This window comes from Amycolatopsis sp. NPDC004378 (assembly GCF_053602455.1).
On sequence record NZ_JBSGDR010000027.1, the window covers coordinates 30437 to 51194 of the forward strand.

19 protein-coding genes and 1 pseudogene are annotated in these 20758 nt (G+C 72.1%); 10 read left to right on the forward strand and 10 right to left on the reverse strand.

The genetic code is table 11. From position 1 onward, the window contains the following. Window positions 1-596: 596 nt before the first annotated feature. Window positions 597-2429, forward strand: coding sequence for a PAS domain-containing protein (locus tag ACWEN0_RS43405; protein WP_451986799.1), 1833 nt, complete (start codon window positions 597-599; stop codon window positions 2427-2429). 15 nt (window positions 2430-2444) lie between these two features. Here the strand turns inward: ACWEN0_RS43405 and ACWEN0_RS43410 are convergent, their stop codons facing one another. Genes ACWEN0_RS43410 through ACWEN0_RS43420 form a run of 3 tightly spaced genes read right to left on the reverse strand, consistent with a single transcriptional unit; the run spans window position 2445 to window position 4853 of the window. Then, window positions 2445-3662, reverse strand: a complete 1218-nt coding sequence (locus ACWEN0_RS43410; RefSeq protein WP_451986895.1) for a copper amine oxidase — start codon at window positions 3660-3662, stop codon at window positions 2445-2447. 2 nt (window positions 3663-3664) lie between these two features. Next, window positions 3665-4297, reverse strand: coding sequence for a hypothetical protein (locus tag ACWEN0_RS43415; protein WP_451986801.1), 633 nt, complete (start codon window positions 4295-4297; stop codon window positions 3665-3667). Window positions 4298-4355: 58 nt separating this feature from the next. Beyond that, window positions 4356-4853 (reverse strand): hypothetical protein, encoded by a 498-nt coding sequence (locus ACWEN0_RS43420; protein ID WP_451986901.1) that lies wholly within the window; start codon window positions 4851-4853, stop codon window positions 4356-4358. 30 nt (window positions 4854-4883) lie between these two features. On the opposite strand from ACWEN0_RS43420, the pseudogene ACWEN0_RS43425 reads away from it, so the two are divergent. Then, window positions 4884-5594, forward strand: a pseudogene (locus ACWEN0_RS43425) (phytoene/squalene synthase family protein); the annotation flags it as partial. Here ACWEN0_RS43425 and ACWEN0_RS43430 read toward each other — a convergent pair. From ACWEN0_RS43430 to ACWEN0_RS43445, 4 genes are all read right to left on the reverse strand, one after another. After that, complete coding sequence (locus tag ACWEN0_RS43430) at window positions 5585-6595, reverse strand: DUF5914 domain-containing protein (RefSeq protein WP_451986803.1); 1011 nt, start codon at window positions 6593-6595, stop codon at window positions 5585-5587. The pseudogene ACWEN0_RS43425 and the gene ACWEN0_RS43430 overlap by 10 nt on opposite strands. A 96-nt stretch (window positions 6596-6691) precedes the next feature. Then, complete coding sequence (locus ACWEN0_RS43435; RefSeq protein ID WP_451986805.1) at window positions 6692-7582, reverse strand: MerR family transcriptional regulator; 891 nt, start codon at window positions 7580-7582, stop codon at window positions 6692-6694. A 179-nt stretch (window positions 7583-7761) separates the two neighbouring features. Continuing rightward, window positions 7762-8658 carry a MerR family transcriptional regulator gene (locus tag ACWEN0_RS43440; protein ID WP_451986807.1) on the reverse strand — a complete coding sequence of 299 codons (897 nt, stop codon included), beginning with the start codon at window positions 8656-8658 and terminating at the stop codon, window positions 7762-7764. Window positions 8659-8826: 168 nt separating this feature from the next. Further along, the gene (locus tag ACWEN0_RS43445; RefSeq protein ID WP_451986809.1) at window positions 8827-9747 is read right to left on the reverse strand and encodes a YhjD/YihY/BrkB family envelope integrity protein; all 921 of its coding nucleotides are present in this window, start codon (window positions 9745-9747) and stop codon (window positions 8827-8829) included. A 51-nt stretch (window positions 9748-9798) separates the two neighbouring features. Here ACWEN0_RS43445 and ACWEN0_RS43450 point away from each other — a divergent pair, with 51 nt between their 5' ends. After that, window positions 9799-10437, forward strand: coding sequence for a CDP-alcohol phosphatidyltransferase family protein (locus ACWEN0_RS43450; RefSeq protein WP_451986811.1), 639 nt, complete (start codon window positions 9799-9801; stop codon window positions 10435-10437). On the opposite strand, the gene ACWEN0_RS43455 is transcribed toward ACWEN0_RS43450, so the two are convergent. The 3 genes from ACWEN0_RS43455 to ACWEN0_RS43465 are packed head-to-tail and all read right to left on the reverse strand — an operon-like array spanning window position 10360 to window position 13807. Next, complete coding sequence (locus ACWEN0_RS43455; protein ID WP_451986813.1) at window positions 10360-11880, reverse strand: phytoene desaturase family protein; 1521 nt, start codon at window positions 11878-11880, stop codon at window positions 10360-10362. The genes ACWEN0_RS43450 and ACWEN0_RS43455 overlap by 78 nt on opposite strands. Beyond that, window positions 11877-13010 carry a glycosyltransferase gene (locus ACWEN0_RS43460; RefSeq protein ID WP_451986815.1) on the reverse strand — a complete coding sequence of 378 codons (1134 nt, stop codon included), beginning with the start codon at window positions 13008-13010 and terminating at the stop codon, window positions 11877-11879. Before ACWEN0_RS43460 ends, ACWEN0_RS43455 begins: the two co-directional genes overlap by 4 nt. Next, on the reverse strand, window positions 12992-13807 hold the full coding sequence (locus tag ACWEN0_RS43465; protein WP_451986897.1) for a carotenoid biosynthesis protein: 816 nt from the start codon (window positions 13805-13807) through the stop codon (window positions 12992-12994). The genes ACWEN0_RS43460 and ACWEN0_RS43465 overlap by 19 nt, the downstream gene beginning before the upstream one ends. Before the next feature lie 475 nt (window positions 13808-14282). Here ACWEN0_RS43465 and ACWEN0_RS43470 point away from each other — a divergent pair, with 475 nt between their 5' ends. Genes ACWEN0_RS43470 through ACWEN0_RS43500 form a run of 7 tightly spaced genes read left to right on the forward strand, consistent with a single transcriptional unit; the run spans window position 14283 to window position 20758 of the window. Continuing rightward, the gene (locus ACWEN0_RS43470) at window positions 14283-15350 is read left to right on the forward strand and encodes a polyprenyl synthetase family protein (RefSeq protein ID WP_451986817.1); all 1068 of its coding nucleotides are present in this window, start codon (window positions 14283-14285) and stop codon (window positions 15348-15350) included. Next, entirely contained in the window at window positions 15347-16864 is a 1518-nt protein-coding gene (gene crtI / locus ACWEN0_RS43475; protein WP_451986819.1) for a phytoene desaturase family protein, read from the forward strand. Before ACWEN0_RS43470 ends, crtI begins: the two co-directional genes overlap by 4 nt. Further along, complete coding sequence (locus ACWEN0_RS43480; protein ID WP_451986821.1) at window positions 16861-17823, forward strand: phytoene/squalene synthase family protein; 963 nt, start codon at window positions 16861-16863, stop codon at window positions 17821-17823. Before crtI ends, ACWEN0_RS43480 begins: the two co-directional genes overlap by 4 nt. Window position 17824: 1 nt before the next feature. Further along, window positions 17825-18166, forward strand: coding sequence for a lycopene cyclase domain-containing protein (locus ACWEN0_RS43485; RefSeq protein ID WP_451986823.1), 342 nt, complete (start codon window positions 17825-17827; stop codon window positions 18164-18166). After that, the gene (locus tag ACWEN0_RS43490; RefSeq protein WP_451986825.1) at window positions 18163-18486 is read left to right on the forward strand and encodes a lycopene cyclase domain-containing protein; all 324 of its coding nucleotides are present in this window, start codon (window positions 18163-18165) and stop codon (window positions 18484-18486) included. Before ACWEN0_RS43485 ends, ACWEN0_RS43490 begins: the two co-directional genes overlap by 4 nt. Continuing rightward, window positions 18483-19214: a class I SAM-dependent methyltransferase gene (locus ACWEN0_RS43495; RefSeq protein ID WP_451986827.1), complete on the forward strand. Its 732-nt coding sequence runs from the start codon at window positions 18483-18485 to the stop codon at window positions 19212-19214. Before ACWEN0_RS43490 ends, ACWEN0_RS43495 begins: the two co-directional genes overlap by 4 nt. Next, window positions 19211-20758, forward strand: a complete 1548-nt coding sequence (locus ACWEN0_RS43500; protein ID WP_451986829.1) for a hydroxysqualene dehydroxylase — start codon at window positions 19211-19213, stop codon at window positions 20756-20758. Before ACWEN0_RS43495 ends, ACWEN0_RS43500 begins: the two co-directional genes overlap by 4 nt.

Genomic DNA, 20758 nt, shown 5'->3' on the forward strand with positions numbered 1-20758 from the left:
GACCGGTTTCGTCAGCCGTGCGCTCGCAGCCGACCTGGCGGCTGCCGCCGCAGATCCGTTGTTCGCGTCGCTCCAGCACGGCCGGCCAGGCCGACACCCCGGTCGAATCCGCAGCCCCGGCGTACCAAGATGAGCGCACCCGGCCCGCGAATGCCGGGCCGGACCGGCCGGGGCAGGCGGTCGCAGCACTCGTCGGTGACCATGGCCGTTTCCCTCCCGCATCGGCGTGGGCCCCACGCGGCCTGCTCGACAGGAGTGCTCGGCGGACGCCGGGCCACGCCTGCTGGCACCTGCGGAAACGAGCTCACGACCTGATCTTCGCCCGGGTCTCGCCCGATCAATCGTCCACGACCACGAACGCACGAACTTACAAGCCGAACAGCCACTGTATGGCCGACGTACGCGGCCTGTCAGAGACGCAATCCGCTCCGGCGACCCAGCTCTCGCCGACGCTGCTGAACCAAGTGATCAAGCCGAGAGGTGGATCCGCCGATAACCAGACATATGTCGGGTTCGAATGTGCTGCGTGACCACTTGGGACGTGCTGCGCTCCTCTCAAGCGAACCCGTCCGTCTCCTAGCTGGAGGTGCCGCCTGGTGACCGACACGCCAAAATCAACCGCCCCATTGGCTCCCGCAATCCGGGAAACCGATGACGAGAACGCGACGGTCTGGTGGGGACGGAGCTGGGCCGCGGCGCTCGGCGAAATGTCCTTCGTCGTCAAAAACGAGCAGCGGCTGTTCGTTCACGTCTCGGCGGGTTTTGCCGATCGCCTCGCCACCGCTCCGGATGCGCTGGTCGGGTTGTCCGACGCCGACCTCGAAATGGACGAGGCCGATCGCGACCGTATCCGCAGCGAAGAAGACGCCGCGATCGCGCAGCGGGTGCCCATTGTGACCATGGTTCGCTACCGCCAAGGTGATGGCTGGACCGGTTACGGCAGCGGAGTCCGCTTCCCGGTTACCGGCCCGTCCGGTGAGCCCGGCGTGGGCTGCTTGTTCCTCGACGTGTCCGCACAAGTCCGGGCCCAGGAACGTTTCGAACTGTTCATCAACCAGACCTCGGTCCTGGCCACGATCAAGGACCGCGACCAGCAGTTCGTCTGGGTCTCCCGCATGGTCGCCGAACGCTACGGCTTGCCGTTGGAGGACATCGTCGGACGAACCCCCGCCGAGCTGTTCGGGGCCGAATTCGGTGCCGAGAATCGCGCCCAGGACGAAACGATGCTGGCCGCCGGCGGCCGGCCCATGGCGGTCGACTTCGCCTGGCCGCTCGATCCGCGGGACCCGACCCGGCTGCGCGGCAGCAGGTTTTCCTTCACCGATCACGATGGCCGCACGCTGATCGGGACCATGTTGGTCGATGTCAGCGATGAACACCGCGCTCGGCAGCAAGCCGGCGCGGCCGAGGCTCGCTTCACCGAGTTCATGCGGCACTCTCCCGCAGCGGCCGTGGTGAAATCCGCCGACGGACGCTATGTGTGGGCAAACCCCGCCTACCATCACACCTACCACACCGACCCGCACAGCTTTCTCGGCTCGACCATCTATGACCTGACAAGCCGTGAGCAGGCCGACTACGCCACCCGCCTGGACCAGCAAGTCCTCACCTCCGGAAAGCCGCTGCGCGACGTGCAGCGATATCAGCGTGGTGACGGCACCACAGGCGTCGACCTCGGGTTCCGGTTCGTCCTCGCCCTGCCCGACGGCACCACCGGGTTGGGTGGGGTGTTCATCGACATCACCGAGTTGCACGAGACTCGCGCACGAGCTCAGGACGCAGAGGCGCGCTACCGGCAACTGTTCGAGTACGCAGGTCTCCCCATCGTGGTCTTCGATCTGGACGGCTACGTGATCAACGCCAACGTCGCCTACACCCAGCTCGTCGGCCGTCCGTTGTCGGTTCTCCAGGGCATGCCGATCAAGGCGCTGATCACCCAGAGCACCCGGGACAAGGACACCGACCGCTGGCGCCGGCTCGTCACGGGCGAGTTGCGCGTCTACCGCTCCCGGGCGACCTTACGCCACGGCAACGGGCACATCGTCCCCACGATCGCGACGCAGGCTCTGATCACCCACCCCGACGGCTCCCCGAAGTACGTCTACAGCGTGGCGGCCCCGATTGGCGACGCCGACGCAGATCCTGATCGGCGAGGCGGCGAGGAGCACTTGCCGCAACTGGACGACGAGCGGCTCGGCCGCGAAGAGCACACCATCCTCACCACGCTTGCCGCCGGTGGCACGCTGTCCGAGGTCGAGCGGAACTTGCACCTGAGCCGGGCCGGCGTCCAGCACCACCTGGACAAGCTGCGCCGCCGGCTGGGGCTCGGCCCCGACATACGGACCGGCGGGCTGGTCGCTCGCGCCTACGCACACGGAATCCTTCAGCCCGGCACCTGGCCGCCCCGGACCACTCGTGAGCCGCTCTAGCTTTTCCGCGGCGGCTCAGTGGTGGCGCGGGGTGATGGGGTTGGCAGTGAAGACGTCGCGCGGCGCGATCGAAAAGCCTTGCCAGTGCGTGGACATCACGGGCGTGTCCTCCTGTCGCGGGAGGTGGTGGAAGTCGACCCTGGCCCAGACCACCGGGTGGGTCAGGTGCTCCGCGTTGAGGTAGGTGTCGAGGCTCCGGGCGCAGTCGTTGGCGTAATTGGCATCGATGAATCGTTCGCAGTCGTGAAGTTCGGTGAAGTAGACGTCATCCGCGGTGTATGCCTGGCTCTCCGCGGGGCCGGTGTAGTGGTCGAGACCGTCGAGCCGCAGCTGCCACGACGGGTGCTGCCCGTTGGCCGATGTCTCACCGATGGCGGTCACCGCCCACATCCGCGAATTGGCGGCCCGAGCCGCGGTCTCGCCGGTGATCGGCGTGATCGCCAGTGGCCGGACGCTCGTCCCGGCATCGGGTGAGTCGATCTGCTCGACCTGTTGCGCTGCTTGGCGATCGGGACGGCCGTCGACGTTGAAGTCCAGCCGCCAGTAAGCGGCGTGGGTGTGGGCGGTCGCCACCTGATGCGGGTCTGCGCCGATGCGCCAGCCTGTGGACGTGTCGTCGGAGAGGTACGGGCTGAGCGTCCCGGTGTCGCCGATCTCCAGCCGGATGGTGCCGTCGTCGGACGGGGTGTAACGGGACACGTACTTGTACCAGGCTGCCTCGGAAACGACCGACAGCTGCAGGTCTTGTCCGGACGCCGAGACCTCGTCGGTGCGCAGGGCGGGAGCGCGCGTTGCCGTCGCCAGGCATAGGATTCCAGGACCGGTGCCGGCGGTCAGAACATCTCCGGACGGGCAGTCCTCCCGGCGCTGCGGGAGGAGATGGTCGAAACCGTAACCGGCGACGTCGAGGTCGAAGGAGGATCCGTCGTCGTAGGACACCACCATCTCGGCCAGCGCCACCTGGTTCAGGACCAGGTGCCGGGCCCCGTCCCGGCCGGTAAACTGCACCTGGCGAAGGATGAGCCCTTCCTGACCGGTGCTCCAGCACAAGTCCCACCCGGTGCCGGTGGGAAAAGTGCGGGACAGGTGCTGGTCGCTGCCACAGGCCTGGCCCGAGGCGGACAACGCGGTCACGAAGCGGGGAACGGCCGTGGCAGTGGTGGCCAGCAGGCACACCACGCCGGCCGCTGCGGCAGAGACGACTGCAGATCGCGTACGCCGGAATCGACCCATGGTCACATCACCACCTTCAGCATCTTGTAATCGGTCAAGTCCGCGACGATCATGCGCGCGTTCAGCCAGATACCGGCTGCGGTGTGGGCGCTCAATCGCAGGCAGCGGGCGACCCGGCAGCGGGCGAGGTCGCCGCCGTTGCGGGCCGCGGGCGCGTTCTCGGGGGTGAACGCGGTGGCGATCACCGTCAAGCCGGTCAGCTCAACGGGCAACCCCAGCGCCGACAGTTGCGTTCGCAGGTAGGAAGCAGTGGCGGGATCGCTCACCAGCAGCGCGGCCGCTTCGGCGGTCTCGGCGGGTGAGGCCGGGATAGGCACATGTCCGAGATCGTGACGGCTGCCGGGGCGCCGATCGAGGTCGAGGCTCACCAGCGCGCCGGTACCGTTGTGGTTGCTGAGCAGGACGTCCCAACCGTCGGTCCTGGGACGGATCCGAGCCACAGTCTCGCCGGCTCTCAGCGGGACCGCCGCGGGATCCAGCGCGGGCAGCTGAACGGATGCGGCCTCTCCGGCAACCGAGCTGCCGGTCGCAGGAGCCGCGGCCGGTACGAGATCGCCGGCGACCGACACAACCGCCAGAGCCGCCGCGGCAACGAGACCGGAGACGAATGTCCGGATTCCCGGCAGAGAGCTCATCAGACACTCCTTCCCGTGGGGTGAGACGCGAAAGCGCTCACCCCACGGCTCAGCGCATTCAGTTCTTCGGAGGCTTGCCGCTGTCGGGAGCGTCGCGGAACGCAGACCTGGGCGTGAACGAGCAGTGGATCCCGACCGGTTTCTGTACGATCAGGTAGTCCGGTGAGACGTTGTAGTCCTCGCCATCCGGGCCGTGAAGGATCATCGGAAAGTGGTATTCATCCATCTGCGGGTAGACGTCCAGCCGGCCTTTCGAGCCGCTCTTCAGCGTGCCGGAGCAGGTCCAGCCGACGGTGTAGGTGCTGGTGATCGAGCCACCGATCTCGGCGCTGATCTTTGCGCCGTTGACGTCACCGGAGGCGCCGACTTTGCCGTTGATGCTCACCTGGTAGCCCTGCGACTCGGTGTAGGTGAGCGTTCCTGACGTCTGCGAACCGCCGCCGTGGTGGATGCTGTAGTTCACGACGTTCGGCTTGACCACCGGGTTGTCGTAGTCGACGGTGCACAGGTAGGTCGCGCAGTCTTCGTAAGTGGGACCACCCGCCGGTGCGGCCACGGCGGCCTGCACGGTGCCGGCCAGCGGGGACTTCGCACGGGGACCAGCGAAGATCCGCTGCTGTGCGCGCTCGTCGACACCGCCACCCGGTACCGGATCGAGACCCGGTGCTTCGAGGCGTTCACGACGTCGATGAGGATGGACCTGGTCGTCTCCGAATACGCCGACCGCGCCGCGCTCGACGGCTACGTGCACGGCTCGGCCGAAGTGATCGGGCTGCAGGTGCTTCCGGTGCTGGGCACCGTCGCCCCGCGGGCGGAGGCGGCACCCCGTGCCGCGGCGCTCGGAAAAGCCTTCCAGCTGACCAACTTCCTGCGCGACATCGCCGAAGACATCCAGCGAGGACGGATCTACCTGCCCGCCGACGAACTGGCCACCTTCGGTGTCGACCGTGAGCTGCTGACCTGGTGCACCGAGCACCGCCGCACCGAGCCACGGGTGCGGCGGGCCATCGCCGACCAGATCGCGACCACGCGCCGGATCTACCGCGAAGCCGAGCCGGGCATCGCGATGCTGCACCCGGTTTCCCGGCCCTGCGTCGCGACGGCCTTCCGGCTGTACTCGGAAATCCTCGACCGCATCGAGAAAGCCGACCTCGACGTCTTCGCCCGCCGCGCGCGCGTGCCCCGGACCCGGAAGCTCGCCGTCGCGGCGCGGGCGTTGCGTGCGGCTCACCGCGCCCGGCGCCGCTTCCCCGCACCGGCCGGTGACGCGCGCGCCACGCCCGTGCGTCAGCGATGAGCCGAGCGCAGCGCGAAGCGGCGCTCGGCGTAGGCGAGATCGTCGCGCCACAGGCGGGCCGCGGCGCGCCGCATCAGCGGTCGCAGCGCGGGCGCGAGGCGAGCCGCATGGGCGAAGCCCGGGCGTTCGGAGGTCGCGATCGTCGCCTCGATCACCGCGGTCCGCGGCCTGCCGTCGGGACCGGGCCCCAGCGGAGTCGCGTGCGTCTCCACCACACTGCCCACCCCTTCGCCCTCGACGATGGTCATCACGACCGTGCGCGGCTCCGGGCAGGCGAACTCGGCGACCACCGGCACGCCCAGCTTGCCGGCCAGCCGGAAGGTCACCTCGACGACGAACTTGTCGTCCGCCTCCGCGACGTCGATACCTTGCGGCGCCGAGAGAACCCGCAGCCGGGTGAACGAGTAAGGGTGGAACCAGGCGCCGTGCCAGGGGTCGAGGCGGTTGGCGACGACGTCCACCGGCTCGCAGATCCCGGTCAGCGTCGCGACCGCGTCGACCGCGACACCGGCCGGGCGCTCCGGCACGACCGGCCGGTCGGTGGGCTGCTCGCCCCCTACGTCGTCCAGGCGCACCCAGACGAGCACGCCGTCGAAGTGCACCGGCAGTGCGGACCAGCCCGGCCGGGCGGGCCCGACGCGCAGCCCGTGCCACCGGCAGACCAGTTCGCCGCAGTGCACCCGAGCCTCGGCCAGCGGTGCGCCGAGGTGCGGGCACACGCCGGAGCCGACGACGAGCTCGCCGTCGGCGGAGCGCCACGCCACCAGCTCCCGGCCGCCCACGGTGCGGCCGAACGGCCGGTCGGCCCGGATGTCGCTGCCGGCGGCCAAGACGAACCAGTTGCCGGCCGGCCGGGCGTCGGCCCGCTTGACCGCGGCTTCGATGAGCGCGGGACTGCAGTCGCGGTAGGTCGGCGCCTGGCGTGCCCACGCCGGTTCGCCGAAGAGCTGCACCGGCCAGCGCTCCGGCCAGCGTTCGAGCACCTGCCGCCTGAGATCCACCGGACACGCTCCCGCCTGAGGACACCGGCCGGTCCGGCCGGATGCACCGCCATCCTCTGGCATGTGGAGCGATTTTGCAACGGTTCGGCCGCGACGTCAGGCCTTGATCCGCTCCGCGGCCAGCTCGAGCGCGTCGGCCAGGTCGTTGACCCACGAGAACTCGCGGATCTCCAGGCTTTCCCAGCCCGGTCCGGCCATCGCGACTTCGAACCCGTGCCGCTGCAGCCGCTGGCACAGCAGGTCGTCGACGGTGTTGGCGGACATCGACCACAGCACGACCAGAGCGGGATCGAGCTTGCCCGCCATCCCGACCGTCGTCTCCGCCGGCACCATCTGACCGAGGAAGATCGCCGGGATCCCCACTTCGGCCATCGCCGCGCGCAGCACCTCCATCGGCAGGGTGTGCCGCTCCTCCGGGCAACAGGACAGCAGGACCACCCGGCCGGGCGACACCGTCGGGAACTTGCCGCCGTAGCGCTGCAGCGCAAGGGAAACCTCGGCGGTGAACGCCCATTCGGACTCGAAGCAGACGTTGCCCCGCAGCCAGCGGCCACCGAGGTCGCGCAGCACCGGGACGACCACCTCGACCCACGTCTCGGCCGGGCCGAGCGCGTCGAGCGTCTCGTCGAGCAGCACGGCCATGGCGCCGAACTCGAGGGCCTCCGCCGCGCGGACGAGCTCGTCGACGCGGCGGCCGACCGGCACCTCGGGCGGCACCTCGTCGAGACCGGAGAACGCTGCGGCCGCGGCCTCCCGGGCCCGCATCCCGCGCTCGATGAGCCGTTGCATGTGCTGCAGGCGGCGAACGTCGGCGTCGGAGTACCGGCGGTGGCGGCGATCGCCGTGCAGCGACGGCCCGACCCCGTAGCGCGCGGCCCAGGTCCGCAGGGTCACCGGAGACACGCCGAGGATCTCGGCCACCCTGCCGGGATTCCACGATCCCTCGGGCCGAGATTCGTCACTACGGCGCATCGCGTCGACGTCCATCAACACCACGTTCCCACACCACCGGGGACTTCTCGCTGTCGGCAGCCGCCCCGGACGACCGGTTACCCGGTCATGTCGGTTTCAACCGATACGGCATCCCATCCCCGTTGGACACGGCGAACGCTCGAGTGGCACGGTTTTACCCACCTTTTTGTGACGCGAATCACATGCCAGACCGGCTACGGCCAGCTTCGGCCGGTGCGTCCAGCGGCCAGCTGCAGCGCGACGTGCAGGCCGTTGACCACCGGGCCGACCCGGCCCCCGGCCGAGTACCAGCCCGGGCCCGCCGCACGGACCACGAACTCGCGGCGGGTCAGCTCGCTCAGCAGCGGGACGTCGGCGGTGTACGGCGTCATCGACCACAGCAGCACCAGGGCGGGCCGGAGACGGGCGGCGGTCCGCGCGACCACCTCGCCCGGCACCATCTCGCCGAGGAAGACCACCGGGATCCCGGCCTCCCGCAGCACGGCGACGAGGATCCGGAACGGCAGCACGTGCCGCTCGGAACCGCAGCAGGCCAGCAGCACCGGCGCGCCCTCGGACCGCCGGGGCAGCGGGGGCTGGTGCCGGTCGAGCGCCGCGGTGATGGCGACGGAGAAGGCCCACTCCGCCTCGAAAGCGTTTTCTCCCTGTTGCCAGCGCCGGCCCTGGCGGTGCAGCACCGGCGCGAGCACGTCGGTCCAGGCGACGATCGTGCCGTGGCTGAAGAGCAGCTCGTCGAGCAGGTCGGCCAGCGCGGGCAGGTCGACCTCGGCCGCGGCCTGGTCGAGCTGTTCGACCCGACTGAGCGACCCTGCGGGCGTGACCGCCTCGGCCAACACCAGGCCGGCTGCCTCCCTGGCCCGGATGCCCTGGTCGATCAGGCTGCTCATCCGGCGCAGGCGCTGCAGTTCGCGCGGGCCGTACAGCCGCTGCCCGCCGGGACCACGCCGGGCAGGGCCCAGGCCGTACCGGCTGTCCCACGCCCGCAGCACGACCGGGGACACCCCGATCGCCGTGGCGATCTGGCCCGTGGTCCACCAGGACGCACGCTCGGCCGCCTCGACGTCCGGCCTGCTCGACACGTCCCCCACCACAGCTGCTCCATGCGCTCGCGGTCACCTGCTCGCCGCCGGGAAGCCAGAGCATCCGCCGATCGGCCGTACTCAGCCGATGATGTCGAAGCTGTATCGAGTGTGCAACGCTATTGCCGTGTTTCCACACCGCGAATCCGCAGACCACCGCTCACCAGCGGAAATACCCGCTCATAATGTGCGCTTTTGCATCGATTCGCCGGTGTCGGCGGGCGGGCCGGCGCGAGTCCGCTCCGCGCTCAGCGCGAGGCGGTAGCCGAGCAGCAGGAGCACGTGCAGCAGATAGAGCCAGAGCACCAGCGCCGAGACCACGCCCACGACCGCCAGCCCGCCGAACGGGACGCTCCAGTCGAGCGGGATGGCCAGGAACAGGAGAAAGCCGTGGAAGAACCCCGAGAGGAACGCGGCGAGGGCCAGCGCGCCGAGGGCCAGCGGCCGGCGCCGCACTCCCGTGGGCGCGCTTCCCACGAAGACCACCCCCGTCGCCAGGGCGATGACCAGCCAGTCGACGTGGAACGACACCGCGATGCCCCAGAACGCCGAGAGGCCACCGCCTCGGTGCAGGTCGGCGACCGCCTGCGCGGTCGCGAGCGGGAGGACCGCGAGCGCGGGACTGATCAGCACCACCGGCACGAACATCAGGCGGCCCCGCCAGCCGACGAGCGCGCCGGCGGGCCGGCCTGCGACCTGCACGAGCCCGCGCAGCAAGCCCTCACCGTAGAAGGTGGCGGGAAGCAGGCTCAGCAACAGTGTGGCCCACGGCGTCCGCAGCGCGGCTTCGGCGAGCGCGCTCAGCGCGGCTCCCGCACCGTGCTCGGCCGGGAGGGCGGCGCCCCACCCCTCGACTCCCTGCCGGACGAAGCCGGGCGAGGCAAGGAACGCGGCGCCGCGCAACGCGACTCCCTGCCGGACGAAGCCGGGCGAGGCAAGGAACGCGGCGCCGCGCAACGCGACGAGCGCCAGGGGGACGACCGCGAGCACGGCGAAGAACGTGACCCCGGCGGCCCACAGGGACATGTCCCGGCCCCGCAGCGCCCGGCCCGCGTCGCGCAGCACGACCCCGGTCCGCCGGCGCAGAACGGCCCCGGTCACGCGGCCGGTCCCGACGGCGTCGAGGGCTGGTCCCGGCTCCACGAGCACGACGTGTCCGGCAGCGCCTTGGCCGTCGGCTGGCTGCGCTTCGTCCACGTCGCCACCCGGCCGTTCCTCGGCGTGCCGCCGGACGTCCTCACCGGCTGCGGCGTGCTCAGCGCCGTGGCGGCGATCGGCCTGGCCGCGCTGGGTGGCTCGTGGTTGTGGTTCGCGCTGGGCGCGATCGTCGCCACCGGGGTCTTCGACGGCCTCGACGGCGCGGTAGCGCTGCTCACCGGCCGGGCCCGGCCGCTCGGAGCGGTGCTCGACGCGGTGGCCGACCGGGTCACTGAGCTGTGCTTCGCCGCCGTGCTGCTGGTCCTCGGCGCGCCGCTCGCCTGGTGCGCCGGAGTCGCTTTCCTGGCGCTGCTGCACGAATACGTCCGTGCCCGCGCCCAGGCCGCGGGGATGCGGGGGCCGGGCGCGATCACCGCCGCCGAGCGGCCGACGCGGCTGATCGTCACGGCCGTCGCCGTGACCGGCGCGGCGCTGGCTCCCGCCGGGACACCGTGGACAGGCTGGCCGTGGGCGACGACATGCGTGGTGCTCTGGGCCGGGTTGTCGGTCATCGGGCTAACCCATCTTTCGCTCGGCGTCGCGTTGCGTGTCCCGGGCCGCCGGGCCGACCAGGTCCGCGACGATCGCGGCTGACAGCGCCACCAGCGGCAGTCCCCCGCCCGGGTGCGCCGAGCCGCCGGCCAGGTACAGCCCGGGCACCGGGCTGGCGTTCGCGGGCCGCAGCAGCGCCGCGCGGGGCCCGTTGGACGACGAGCCGTAGATCGAGCCGCCGGGTGCGCCGGCTTCGCGCTCGAGGTCGGCCGGTGTGCGGACTTCCCGCCACAGCAACCGGTTCCGGACGTCGAGCCCGCGCGTAGCGAGCAGGTCGAGCACCTGGTCGGCATAGGACTGGGCCAGCCCGGGCGCCGTCCAGTCGACGCCGCCACCGGGGTCGTGCCGGGGAGCGTTCACGAGCACGAACCACGACTCGCAGCCGGGCGGGTGCATCTCGGCGTCGTCGGGCGAACAGACGTAGATCGTCGGGTCCGCGACGGGCCGGGGCGCCCGGCCGAAGAGGGCGTCGAATTCCGCGTCGTAGTCCGCGGGGAAGAGCACCCGGTGGTGCGCGCGGACCGGTGTGGTGCCACGCAGCGCGAGCAGCACGACGAACCCGGCCAGCGACGGCTGGACCCGCCGCAGCGCACGGCGCGGACCGCGCGCCCGCGGATCGTCCACAAGGGACTCGTAGAGGTGTGCCGCGTCGGCGTTGGCGACGACGACCGGCGCCGCCAGGCGTTCGCCACCGGACAGCCGCACCCCGCGCACGCCGGCCGGACCGGTCTCGATGGCGGTCACCTCGGCACCCGTCCGGACGTCGACACCGAGCGCGGCCAGCCGGCCGAGCAGCGCTTCGCCGAGCCGGCGCAGGCCGCCCCGGACGTGCCAGCTGCCGAACTCCTGCTCGACGTAAGGCACGACGCTCATCAGCGCGGGCAAGCGGCGGGGATCCGAGCCGGTGTAGGTGGCGTAGCGGTCCAGCAGCATCCGGGCCCGCGGGTCACCGAGCCGCCGTCGGCCGGCGCCGCGCAAGGTGCGCCAGGGTGCGATGGCCGCCAGGTCCCGAACTCCGGTGGCGTGCCGGAGGAGCTCGCCGGGCCCGGTCAAGGGACGGCGCAGCACGCGCTCACCGACGAGGTCCCAGAGGTGGGCGGCCTCGCGCATGAGGGCGGCCCACTCGCCCCCGGCTCCCCCGCCGAAAGCGGCGTCGAGGGCCGCGGGCACCTCCGCCGCGGCGTGCGGGACGGCCAGCTCCGTGCCATCCGCGAAGCGGTAGTGGCAGGCGGGGTCGACGGGGACGATGTCGACCAGGTCGTCGAGTTCGGCGCCGGTCGCGGCGAAGAGCGCGCGGTAGACGCCGGGCATGGTGAGCAGCGACGGCCCGGTGTCGAACACGAACCCGTCCCGGCTGTAGGTGCCGAGCTTTCCGCCGCAGCGCGCAGCGCGTTCGAGCACGGTCACGGAATGGCCGGCCGCCGCCAGCCGGGCCGCGGCCGCCAGCCCGCCCATGCCGCCGCCGACGACGATCACGTCGGTCATGCTGCCTCCCGCCCCGGCAGGACGCGGTCTTTCCACGTCAACCGTCCGGTGAACCGGGCCCGCCACGACCGCCCGATGAGACCGACCAGGGCGAGGACCGACAGCGGATGGGCGAGACTGTCCGGCCACACCCGGCCCCGGGTCCGGCGGGCCGTGACGACGCGCCCGGCGACACCGGCCGCGTAGCCGAGCAGCCCCACTCGCGAGCCGGCCAGCGCCGCGGCCGCCGGGAGAACCCAGATTCCCAGCAGCAGAGCCGAAACCGCCGTGGCGCCGGCCACCGACCCCGTGGCCGACCACAGCGACTTCGTATACCCGTTCCGGAGATCGGCCCACGACTCGTACATCGTGCATTCGGCCACGCCGCTGCCGTCCGCGACGACGCCCCGGCCGCCCGCTCGCTTGACCGCGCGCATCAGCGCGATGTCGTCGAGGACTTCGGTCGCCACCGCGGCGAATCCGCCGCACTCGCGCAGCATCGCGGCGTCGATCACGAAGAACTGGCCGTTGGCCGCGGTGAGCGACGGCCGGGGCGAACGCTCGGCCAGGCGCAGCGGCAGCAGCACCAGCCACGACCATTGCAAAAGCGGCTGCACGAGCCGCGCGCCGAATCCCCGGGCGCGCTGACGGGGGAACGGCGAGACCGCGTCGAGCCGGGCGGTGCGCAGCAGCGCGACCGCGGCGGCGACGGCGTCGGGCGCCAGGACGACGTCCGCGTCGACGCACACCAGCACCGAGCCCCGGGCCAGGCCGGCGAGCTGGTGACACGCGTGCGGCTTGCCGAGTATCCCGGCCGGCGGTTCGGCCCCGGTCCTCAGGAACACCCGGGGGTCGCCCCCGGACACCTGCCGGACCACCTCGGCCGTGCCGTCGCTCGAACAGTCGTCCAGCACCAGGATTTCGACGTCGTCGAGGCCACGCTGGGCCAGCAGCGACCGCAGAGTGGGCGACACCCGGGCCGCCTCGTCACGCAACGGCAGCAGGATCGACACCGGTTCCGCACAGCGCGGTGGGTTCCGTGGCGGCACGCGCACCAGCCGCGCGTTGTATGCGGCGTGCCCGGCGGCGGCGAAGGCGGCGACCGAGGCCGCGCGGACCGCGATCCGCCCGATCACGCGCAGCGGAACCATCGCCACCCCCGCACGACCCGGATCGCGAACGGCAGCGCCGTCAGTCCCATCGCGACGCCGCCCACCAGCGCGACCGCGGGGCGGCCGAAGAACGCGAGGTGGGCCCAGATCGAGGAGAACCACGTCCACACGAACAGCGCCGGCGCGGGGCCTGCCGCCAAGCCGGGCACGGGGTCCTCGGCCCGGGGCACCACCCGGTGCAGCACCACCTGCAGGAGCACCGCGACGAGCAGCCAGCCCGCGAAGTTGGTCATCGGGATCCCGGCGACCCCGGGCAGCGCCGGCTCGGGCGACGACCACCGCCAGTACCCCTCGTCGACCATCTGCGGGTCGAGGAAAACATCCCAAGAAGCCAGGGCACAGGCCGCGATCGCGACCACGCCGGCCGGCCGCGCGGCGAGAGCGCGACCGACCAGCAACGCCAGCCACGCCATCATCAGCCAGGCGAGCGGGACGATCACCGGCACGCCGACGACGGCGCCGCCGAGCGCGTCAGTATACGCGTAGTGGCCGAAGGGAAAGCCGGTGTGCAGCCCGATCACCTCGGCGGCGAGCCCGCCCCCGCCGGCGACCACCGCCAGCGCCACGGCCGCCCGGGCGCCGGCCCGGGACCAGGCGTCGGCCAGGGACGCCGCGGCGAAGAAGAGCACGGTGCCCACCGTCAAAACCGTGCGGCTGCCGGGATCGGTGATCGAGTAGAAGATCTGGCACACCAGGGTGCCGGCGGCGCAGATCCACGCGACGGGAGCGAGGAGATCAACCGGGGAACGTGGGAGTGCGGCGGTCCGCGTAACCATCACGAACCGACGATAGACCGTTCGCGGAGCGTTCCGTCACAAATCTGGGAAAGAGCGGGAAGAATCTTCGGAGCCCCGGTTCGAACAATGCGTCGAATGCGCGAAGATTCGCAGGAAGAAACGCCCGGCGTGACCACGGTCGCGCCGGCAGGGGCCGCCCGGCCGGGGCACGCCGGGCGCCGAGGCACAGCGTGAGGGGGTGGAGCCGTGCCTCTGGGAGGCGGCACGAGGGATCCGTGTCGCCCGGTCCGGCGATCCACTGTTTCGTTCCGCGTTCGATTCACGATGCCCTGCCGAGCGGAAGCATCCCCACCCCACTTTCCTGCCACCCCAAGCAGGTCAATCGACCCGGGACCAGGAACTTGACTCCCGTAGTGGACAAGCTACACGAGTTGTGAAACGGTTGCGAATCGAATGGGTGACCAGGCGGAGGGGCGGTTGGATGGCGGCGACCACGACGACGGGGGTGGTGCCCGTGGGCACCGCTGCCACCGCGTGGCTGGACGAGCAGGCCGGGCGCTGTCTGGCCGAAGCTCATGGTTTCGTGACCGCACGAGCTGCCGAGCACTTCGCCGGCCGCAGTGAAGGCGTGCTCGCGGAAACGGCACTTCCACAATTCGTCGACGGCGGGAAGGCGCTGCGGCCGCTGTTCGCTTACGTCGGCTGGTGCTGCGGGCGGCCGGAATCGGAAGCGGCAATGCGCGCGGCGTCGAGCCTGGAGCTGTTGCATTGCTTCGCGCTGGCGCAGGACGACGTCATGGACCAGTCCGCGCTGCGCCGCAGCCGCCCCGCGTTGCACGTGCAGTTCGCGCGGTGGCACGCCGAGCAGGGCTGGAGCGGATCGCCCGACCGGTTCGGCGAGTCCGCGGCCACGCTGTTCGGCGACCTGTTCCTGGTCTGGTCCGAGCAGCTGTTGCGCGAAAGCGGACTCGATGACGCGGACCTCGCCCGGGGCTGGCCGGTCTACGACTCGATGCGTGCCGAGCTCGCCGTCGGCCAGCTCGCCGACCTGGTGAACGACGCGCGGGCGCTGCCGAGCTGGGACACGGTGCTCGACGTCCTGCGCCGCAAGTCCGGCAACTACACCGTCCGCCGCCCGCTGGAGTTCGGCGCGTCGCTGGCCGGCTGCGGACCGGAGGTGCTGGGCGGGCTGGCCGAGTTCGGTGGCCTGGTGGGCGAGGCGTTCCAGTTCCGGGACGACCTGCTCGGCGTCTTCGGCGACCCCGCCGTCACCGGCAAGCCCGACGGGCAGGACCTGCGGGACCGCAAGGCTTCCAGCGTCGTCGTGCTGGCCGCCGCGATGGCCGGCCGACACCAGGAAACCGAGCTGGCGGACCTGCTTCGGCTCGGCACCGTTGACGACGACGCCGTCGCCCGGTGGCGCACTCTGATCACCGCGACCGGCGCCCGGGAGCGGCTCGGCGAGCTCATCCGGGAACGGGCCGAAAAGGCGCTCGCGGCGATCGACCCGGCCGTCGTCCCGCCCCGGGCGAGCGAGCTGCTCGCCGCGCTGGCGACCCGCTGCACGGAGCGTGAGCAGTGAAGACGATCCCCGGGCCCTCGAACCGGGTCGTGGTGGTCGGGGCCGGGCTGTCCGGGCTGGCCGCCGCGCTGCACCTGGCCGGGCGGGGCCGCGAAGTCACCGTGCTCGAACGCGACCCCGGTCCGGGCGGCCGGGCGGGGCGCGTCGAACGGGACGGCTACCTGCTCGACACGGGCCCGACCGTGCTGACCATGACGAGTGTCCTGGAAGACACCTTCGCCGCGGCAGGCGCGGAACTGGCCACCGAGCTCCCGCTGACGCGGCTCGATCCGGCCTATGTGGCGCAGTTCGCCGACGGCAGCTCCCTGCCCGTCCACACCGGCGCCACAGCGATGGCCGACGCCGTCCGCGAGTTCGCCGGGCCCGCCGAAGCCGACGGCTACCTCCGCCTGCGCGACTGGCTGACCCGGCTCTACCGGGCCGAGTTCGCGCGCTTCATCGACTCGAACATCGACTCGCCGCTGGGCATGCTCCGTCCTGACCTCGCGAAGCTGGTGGCGCTGGGCGGGTTCCGCAGCCTCGACGCCAAGATCGGCGCGTTCCTGTCCGACGAGCGGCTCAAGCGGGTCTTCACCTTCCAGGCCCTGTACGCGGGCGAGTCCCCGATGCGCGCGCTGGCGCTCTACGCGGTCATCTCCTATATGGACACCGTCGGCGGGGTGTTCTTCCCGCCGGGTGGCATCGCCGCGCTACCCCGTGCGCTCGCCCGGGTGGCGGCGAAGGCCGGAGTCACTTTCCGTTACGGCGAAATGGTTTCCTCACTGGACCGCACCGGCGCCCGGGTCACCGCGGTCCGCACGGCGGACGGCGAGCGGTACCCGTGTGACGCCGTCGTCCTGACCACCGAGCTGCCCGACAGCCACCGGCTGCTCGGCCGGACCCCGCGCCGGCCGCTCCCGCTGCGGCCGGCCCCGTCGGCGCTGGTCCTGCACACGGGCGGGCCCGGCGGCCACGACGACGTCTCCCACCACACGATTTCCTTCGGGCACGGCTGGCGCTCGACGTTCGACGAGCTCATCACCGCGGGCCGCCGGATGAGCGACCCGTCGCTGCTGATCACGCGCCCGACGGCGAGCGATCCCGGCCTCGCGCCACCCGGCCGCCAGCTCTACTCGATCCTCGCGCCGGTGCCCAACCTCGAGCGCGGACCCGCGGACTGGGCGACCGACGCGGGGCCGTACGCCGAGGAGATCCTCGACCTCGCCCGCAAGCGGCTCCTGCCCGGCTTCGAGCCCGACTTCACCGAGGTGATCAGCCCGGCCGACTGGGCGAGCCGCGGGCACGTCGCCGGGACGCCGTTCAGCTATGCGCACTCCTTCCCCCAGACCGGCCCGTTCCGGCCGCGGAACCTCCCGCGGGGCACCGAAAACGTCGTGCTGGCGGGTGGGGCGACGGTGCCCGGGGTCGGCGTCCCGACCGTGCTGATCTCCGGCCGGCTCGCCGCCGACCGCGTCACCGGAACGCCCGGTACGCGCGGGCGGGTCGTCGACCTCGCGAACAGGAGCGCCCGATGACCCGGCACGAACTCGACGCCGCCGGGATCACCGATCCCGGCCTGCGCCGCGCCTACACCTGGTGCCGGGAGCTCAACGCCCGTCACGGCCGGACGTACTTCCTCGCCACCCGCCTGCTGACCCCGGCCCAGCGGCCGGCGGTCCACGCGCTCTACGGCTTCGCGCGGTGGGTCGACGACATCGTCGACGAACCCGAACCCGGTGCCACCCCGGCCGGGCTCGCGGCCCGGCTGTCCGAAGTGGAGGGACGCTTCCTCGCCGACCTCACCGCCGGCGTGAGTGACGATCCCCTGCTGACGGCGGTGATCGACACAGCGGCGCGCTACACGCTGCCGTCGTCGCTCTTCCGCGCGTTCTTCACCTCCATGACGATGGACCTCACGGTCGGCTCCTACGCCACGCGCGCCGACCTCGATGTCTACGTCCACGGCTCGGCCGAGGTGATCGGCCTGCAGGTGCTCCCGGTCCTCGGCGCGGTGGCCCCGCGCGAAGAGGCGGAACCGCCCGCGGCGGCCCTCGGCAAGGCGTTCCAGCTGACCAACTTCATCCGGGACGTCGCCGAAGACCTCACTCGCGACCGGGTGTACCTGCCGGCCGACGAACTGGCCGAGTCCGGCGTCGACCGCGAACGGCTCGACTGGTGCGCGGCCCGCGGCCGGGCCGACACGGCGGTACGGGAGGCGATCCGCACCCAGATCGCCGTCACGCGGCGCGTGTACGCCGAGGCGCATCCCGGGATCGCCATGCTGCACCCCGTTTCCCGGCCGTGCGTCGCCACCGCGGCCGTCCTCTACGGCCGGATCCTGGACCGGGTCGAGGACGCCGGCCACGACATCTTCGCCGGCCGGGCCACCGTGTCCCGCGGCCGGCGGCTCGCGGTCGCGGGCGGCGCGTTCGCGCGGACGTGGTGGGCGCGCCGGCGGCACCCGGTCCCCGCTCCCCCGGTGGCGGTGACCTGAGGTGGGCAAGGTCGAGTACCTCATCGTCCTCGGGGCCTGCGTCCTGGTGACGCTGCCGCTGGAGTTCGCCGGCACACGCGTCTACCGGCAGCCGCGGCGCTTGGCGCGCGCCGTGCTCCCGGTGGCCGCGGTGTTCCTCGTCTGGGACGCGATCGCGATCGCCTGCGGGGTCTGGGACTACGCGCCGGAGTTCGTCACCGGGATCCGCGCGCCGTTCGACATCCCGTTGGAGGAGATCCTCTTCTTCGCGGTCATCCCGGTGTGCGGGGTGCTGACCTACGAGATCACCCAGCTCACGCTGACCGCCGTCCGGCGACGAAGCCGGGAGGCGGTCCGGCGATGATCCCGTGGGGCTACACCGTGCCCGCCGTCGCCGCCGTGGTGCTCGTCGTCGCCGCCGAGCTCACCGTGCTGCGCACCGGCTTGTTCCGCCGGCTGCCGTACTGGATCACGATCGCGATCGTCACCGGGTTCCAGATCCCGGTCGACGGCTGGCTGACGAAGCTGTCCGCGCCGATCGTCCGCTACACCCCCGAGCACATCACCGGCCTGCGCTTCCCGTGGGACATCCCGGTCGAGGACTTCTTGTTCGGGTTCGCGCTCGTCACCGCGGTCCTGCTGCTGTGGGAGCGCGCGCGACCGCCATTGGAGGACGCCGAATGAACCCGATGGCCCGGGACGGCCTGCCCCGCAGGGCCGTCCCCACCACCTTCGACGTCGAAGCGCGCTGGTACGACCGGCTGGTCGGCGCCAACCCGGGATACCACGAGCACCTGCGTCTCTCGGCTCGCCGGCTCGAGCTGCCGGCGGACACCGCGGGCCTGCGCCTGCTCGACGCGGGCTGCGGGACAGGCGCGTCCACAGCGGCGCTGCTGTCGGTCGCCCCGGAAGCGCGGATCACCGCGTTCGACGCCTCGGGCGAGATGCTCATGCGGGCCCGCGCCAAGGACTGGCCCGGCGACGTCGAGTTCGTGCACACCCCGCTCGAGCGGCTCGACGGGATCCAGGGGCCCTTCGACGCGATCCTCACCGCGTACCTGCTGCGCAACCTCGCCGACCCGACCGCGGGGCTGAGCCGGCTGCGCGGGCTGCTCCGCCCCGGTGGCCGGATCGCCGTGCACGAGTACTCGGTCCGCGACTCGCGGCGGGCCCGCTGGGTCTGGAACGCGGTGTGCGCGGGCATCATCATCCCGCTCGGCAAGGCCACGACAGGCGACGCGACGCTGTACCGCCACCTCCGCCGCAGCGTCCTGCGGTTCGACGGGATCAGCGCACTCGTCCGACGGCTCACCGACGCGGGGTTCACCGACGTCCGCACCGCCTCGATGCCCGGCTGGCAGCACGGCATCGTGCACACCGTCCTCGGCACCGCCCCGGAGGAGAACCCGTGACCCGTCCCCTCGGCACCGATCCGCGGCGCGTCACCCGGCCGGCGCCGCCGGGGCTGAACGACGCCGGAATGCTCGGACGGCGTCCCTCGGCCGCCGTCGTCGGAGCGGGAATCGCCGGCCTGACCGCGGCCACCGGCCTCGCCGAGCGCGGCGTCGACGTGACCCTGTTCGAGCGGGAGGACCACCTCGGCGGCCGGGTCGGCGGCTGGCCGGAGCAGCTGCAGGGCGGCACCGCGGCGACGATGAGCCGCGGCTTCCACGCCTTCTTCCGCCAGTACTACAACCTGCGCGCGCTGCTCATGCGCACCGACCCGCTCCTGGAGCGGCTGACTCCACTGACCGACTACCCGCTCCTGGACGCCCAAGGGCGGACCGACACCTTCGCCGGCCTGCCGCGCACCCCGCCGTGGAACGCGCTCGCCTTCGCCTGGCGCAGCCCGACTTTCACGCCGCGGGACCTGCTGAAGATCAGCGGCCGCGGCGCCCTGCCGCTGGCCACGGTGAGCGTGCCGGAGACCTACCGGCGCCTCGACGACATCGACGCGGCGACCTTCCTCGAGTCGATCAACTTCCCCGCCGCCGCCCAGCACCTCGCGTTCGAAGTCTTCTCGCGCAGCTTCTTCGCCGATCCGCGCGAGCTGTCCGCCGCGGAGCTGGCGACGATGTTCCACCTGTACTTCCTCGGGTCCAGCGAGGGGCTCGTCTTCGACGTCCCGACCGAACCGTTCCCCCAGGCACTGTGGAACCCGTTGGCCCACCACCTCGTGTCGCGCCGCGTCGAAATCCGGACCGGCGTGCGGGTCGCGAGCATCGAGCGCGCCGAAGCCGGGTTCACTGTCGTGACCGGTGGCGCCGAGCGGTTCGACGCGGTGGTCCTCGCCTGCGACGTGCCGGGACTGCGCGAGATCGTCGGCGCCTCCCGCACGCTCGGCACCGCACAGTGGCGGGAATCCGTCGACGGCCTGCGCACCGCTCCGCCGTTCCTGGTCCGGCGGCTGTGGCTGGACCGGCCGCTCGCCGCGGACCGGCCGCCGTTCCTCGGCACCGGCAGCGTCCCGCCACTGGACAACATCAGCCTGCTGCACCGGTACGAAGGCGAAGCCCGGCGCTGGGCCGCCGCCCACCACGGCTCGGTGGTGGAACTGCACGCCTACGCCGCGACGACCGAGGACCCCGCGAGCCTGGCGAACGCCATGGACAAGCGGCTGCACGAGATCTACCCGGAGACAGCCGACGCGAGCGTGACCGCGGAGATCAACCTGTGGCGGAGGGACTGCCCGCTGTTCGGGCTCGGCGACTTCGCCCGCCGTCCCACGGTGACCACCGCCGATCCCGGGCTGGTGCTCGCCGGCGACGGCATCCGGATCGACCTGCCGGTCGCCCTGATGGAACGCGCGGCGACGACCGGCTGGACGGCGGCCAACGCCCTGCTCGGTCACTGGGGATTGGCCGGGCACCCGATCCGCTCGGTCCCCAACCACGGCCGCATCGGCCTGCTCAACCGCCTGGCCGCGTCGCGGCACTTCGGTGGCGCCCCGGCGTGA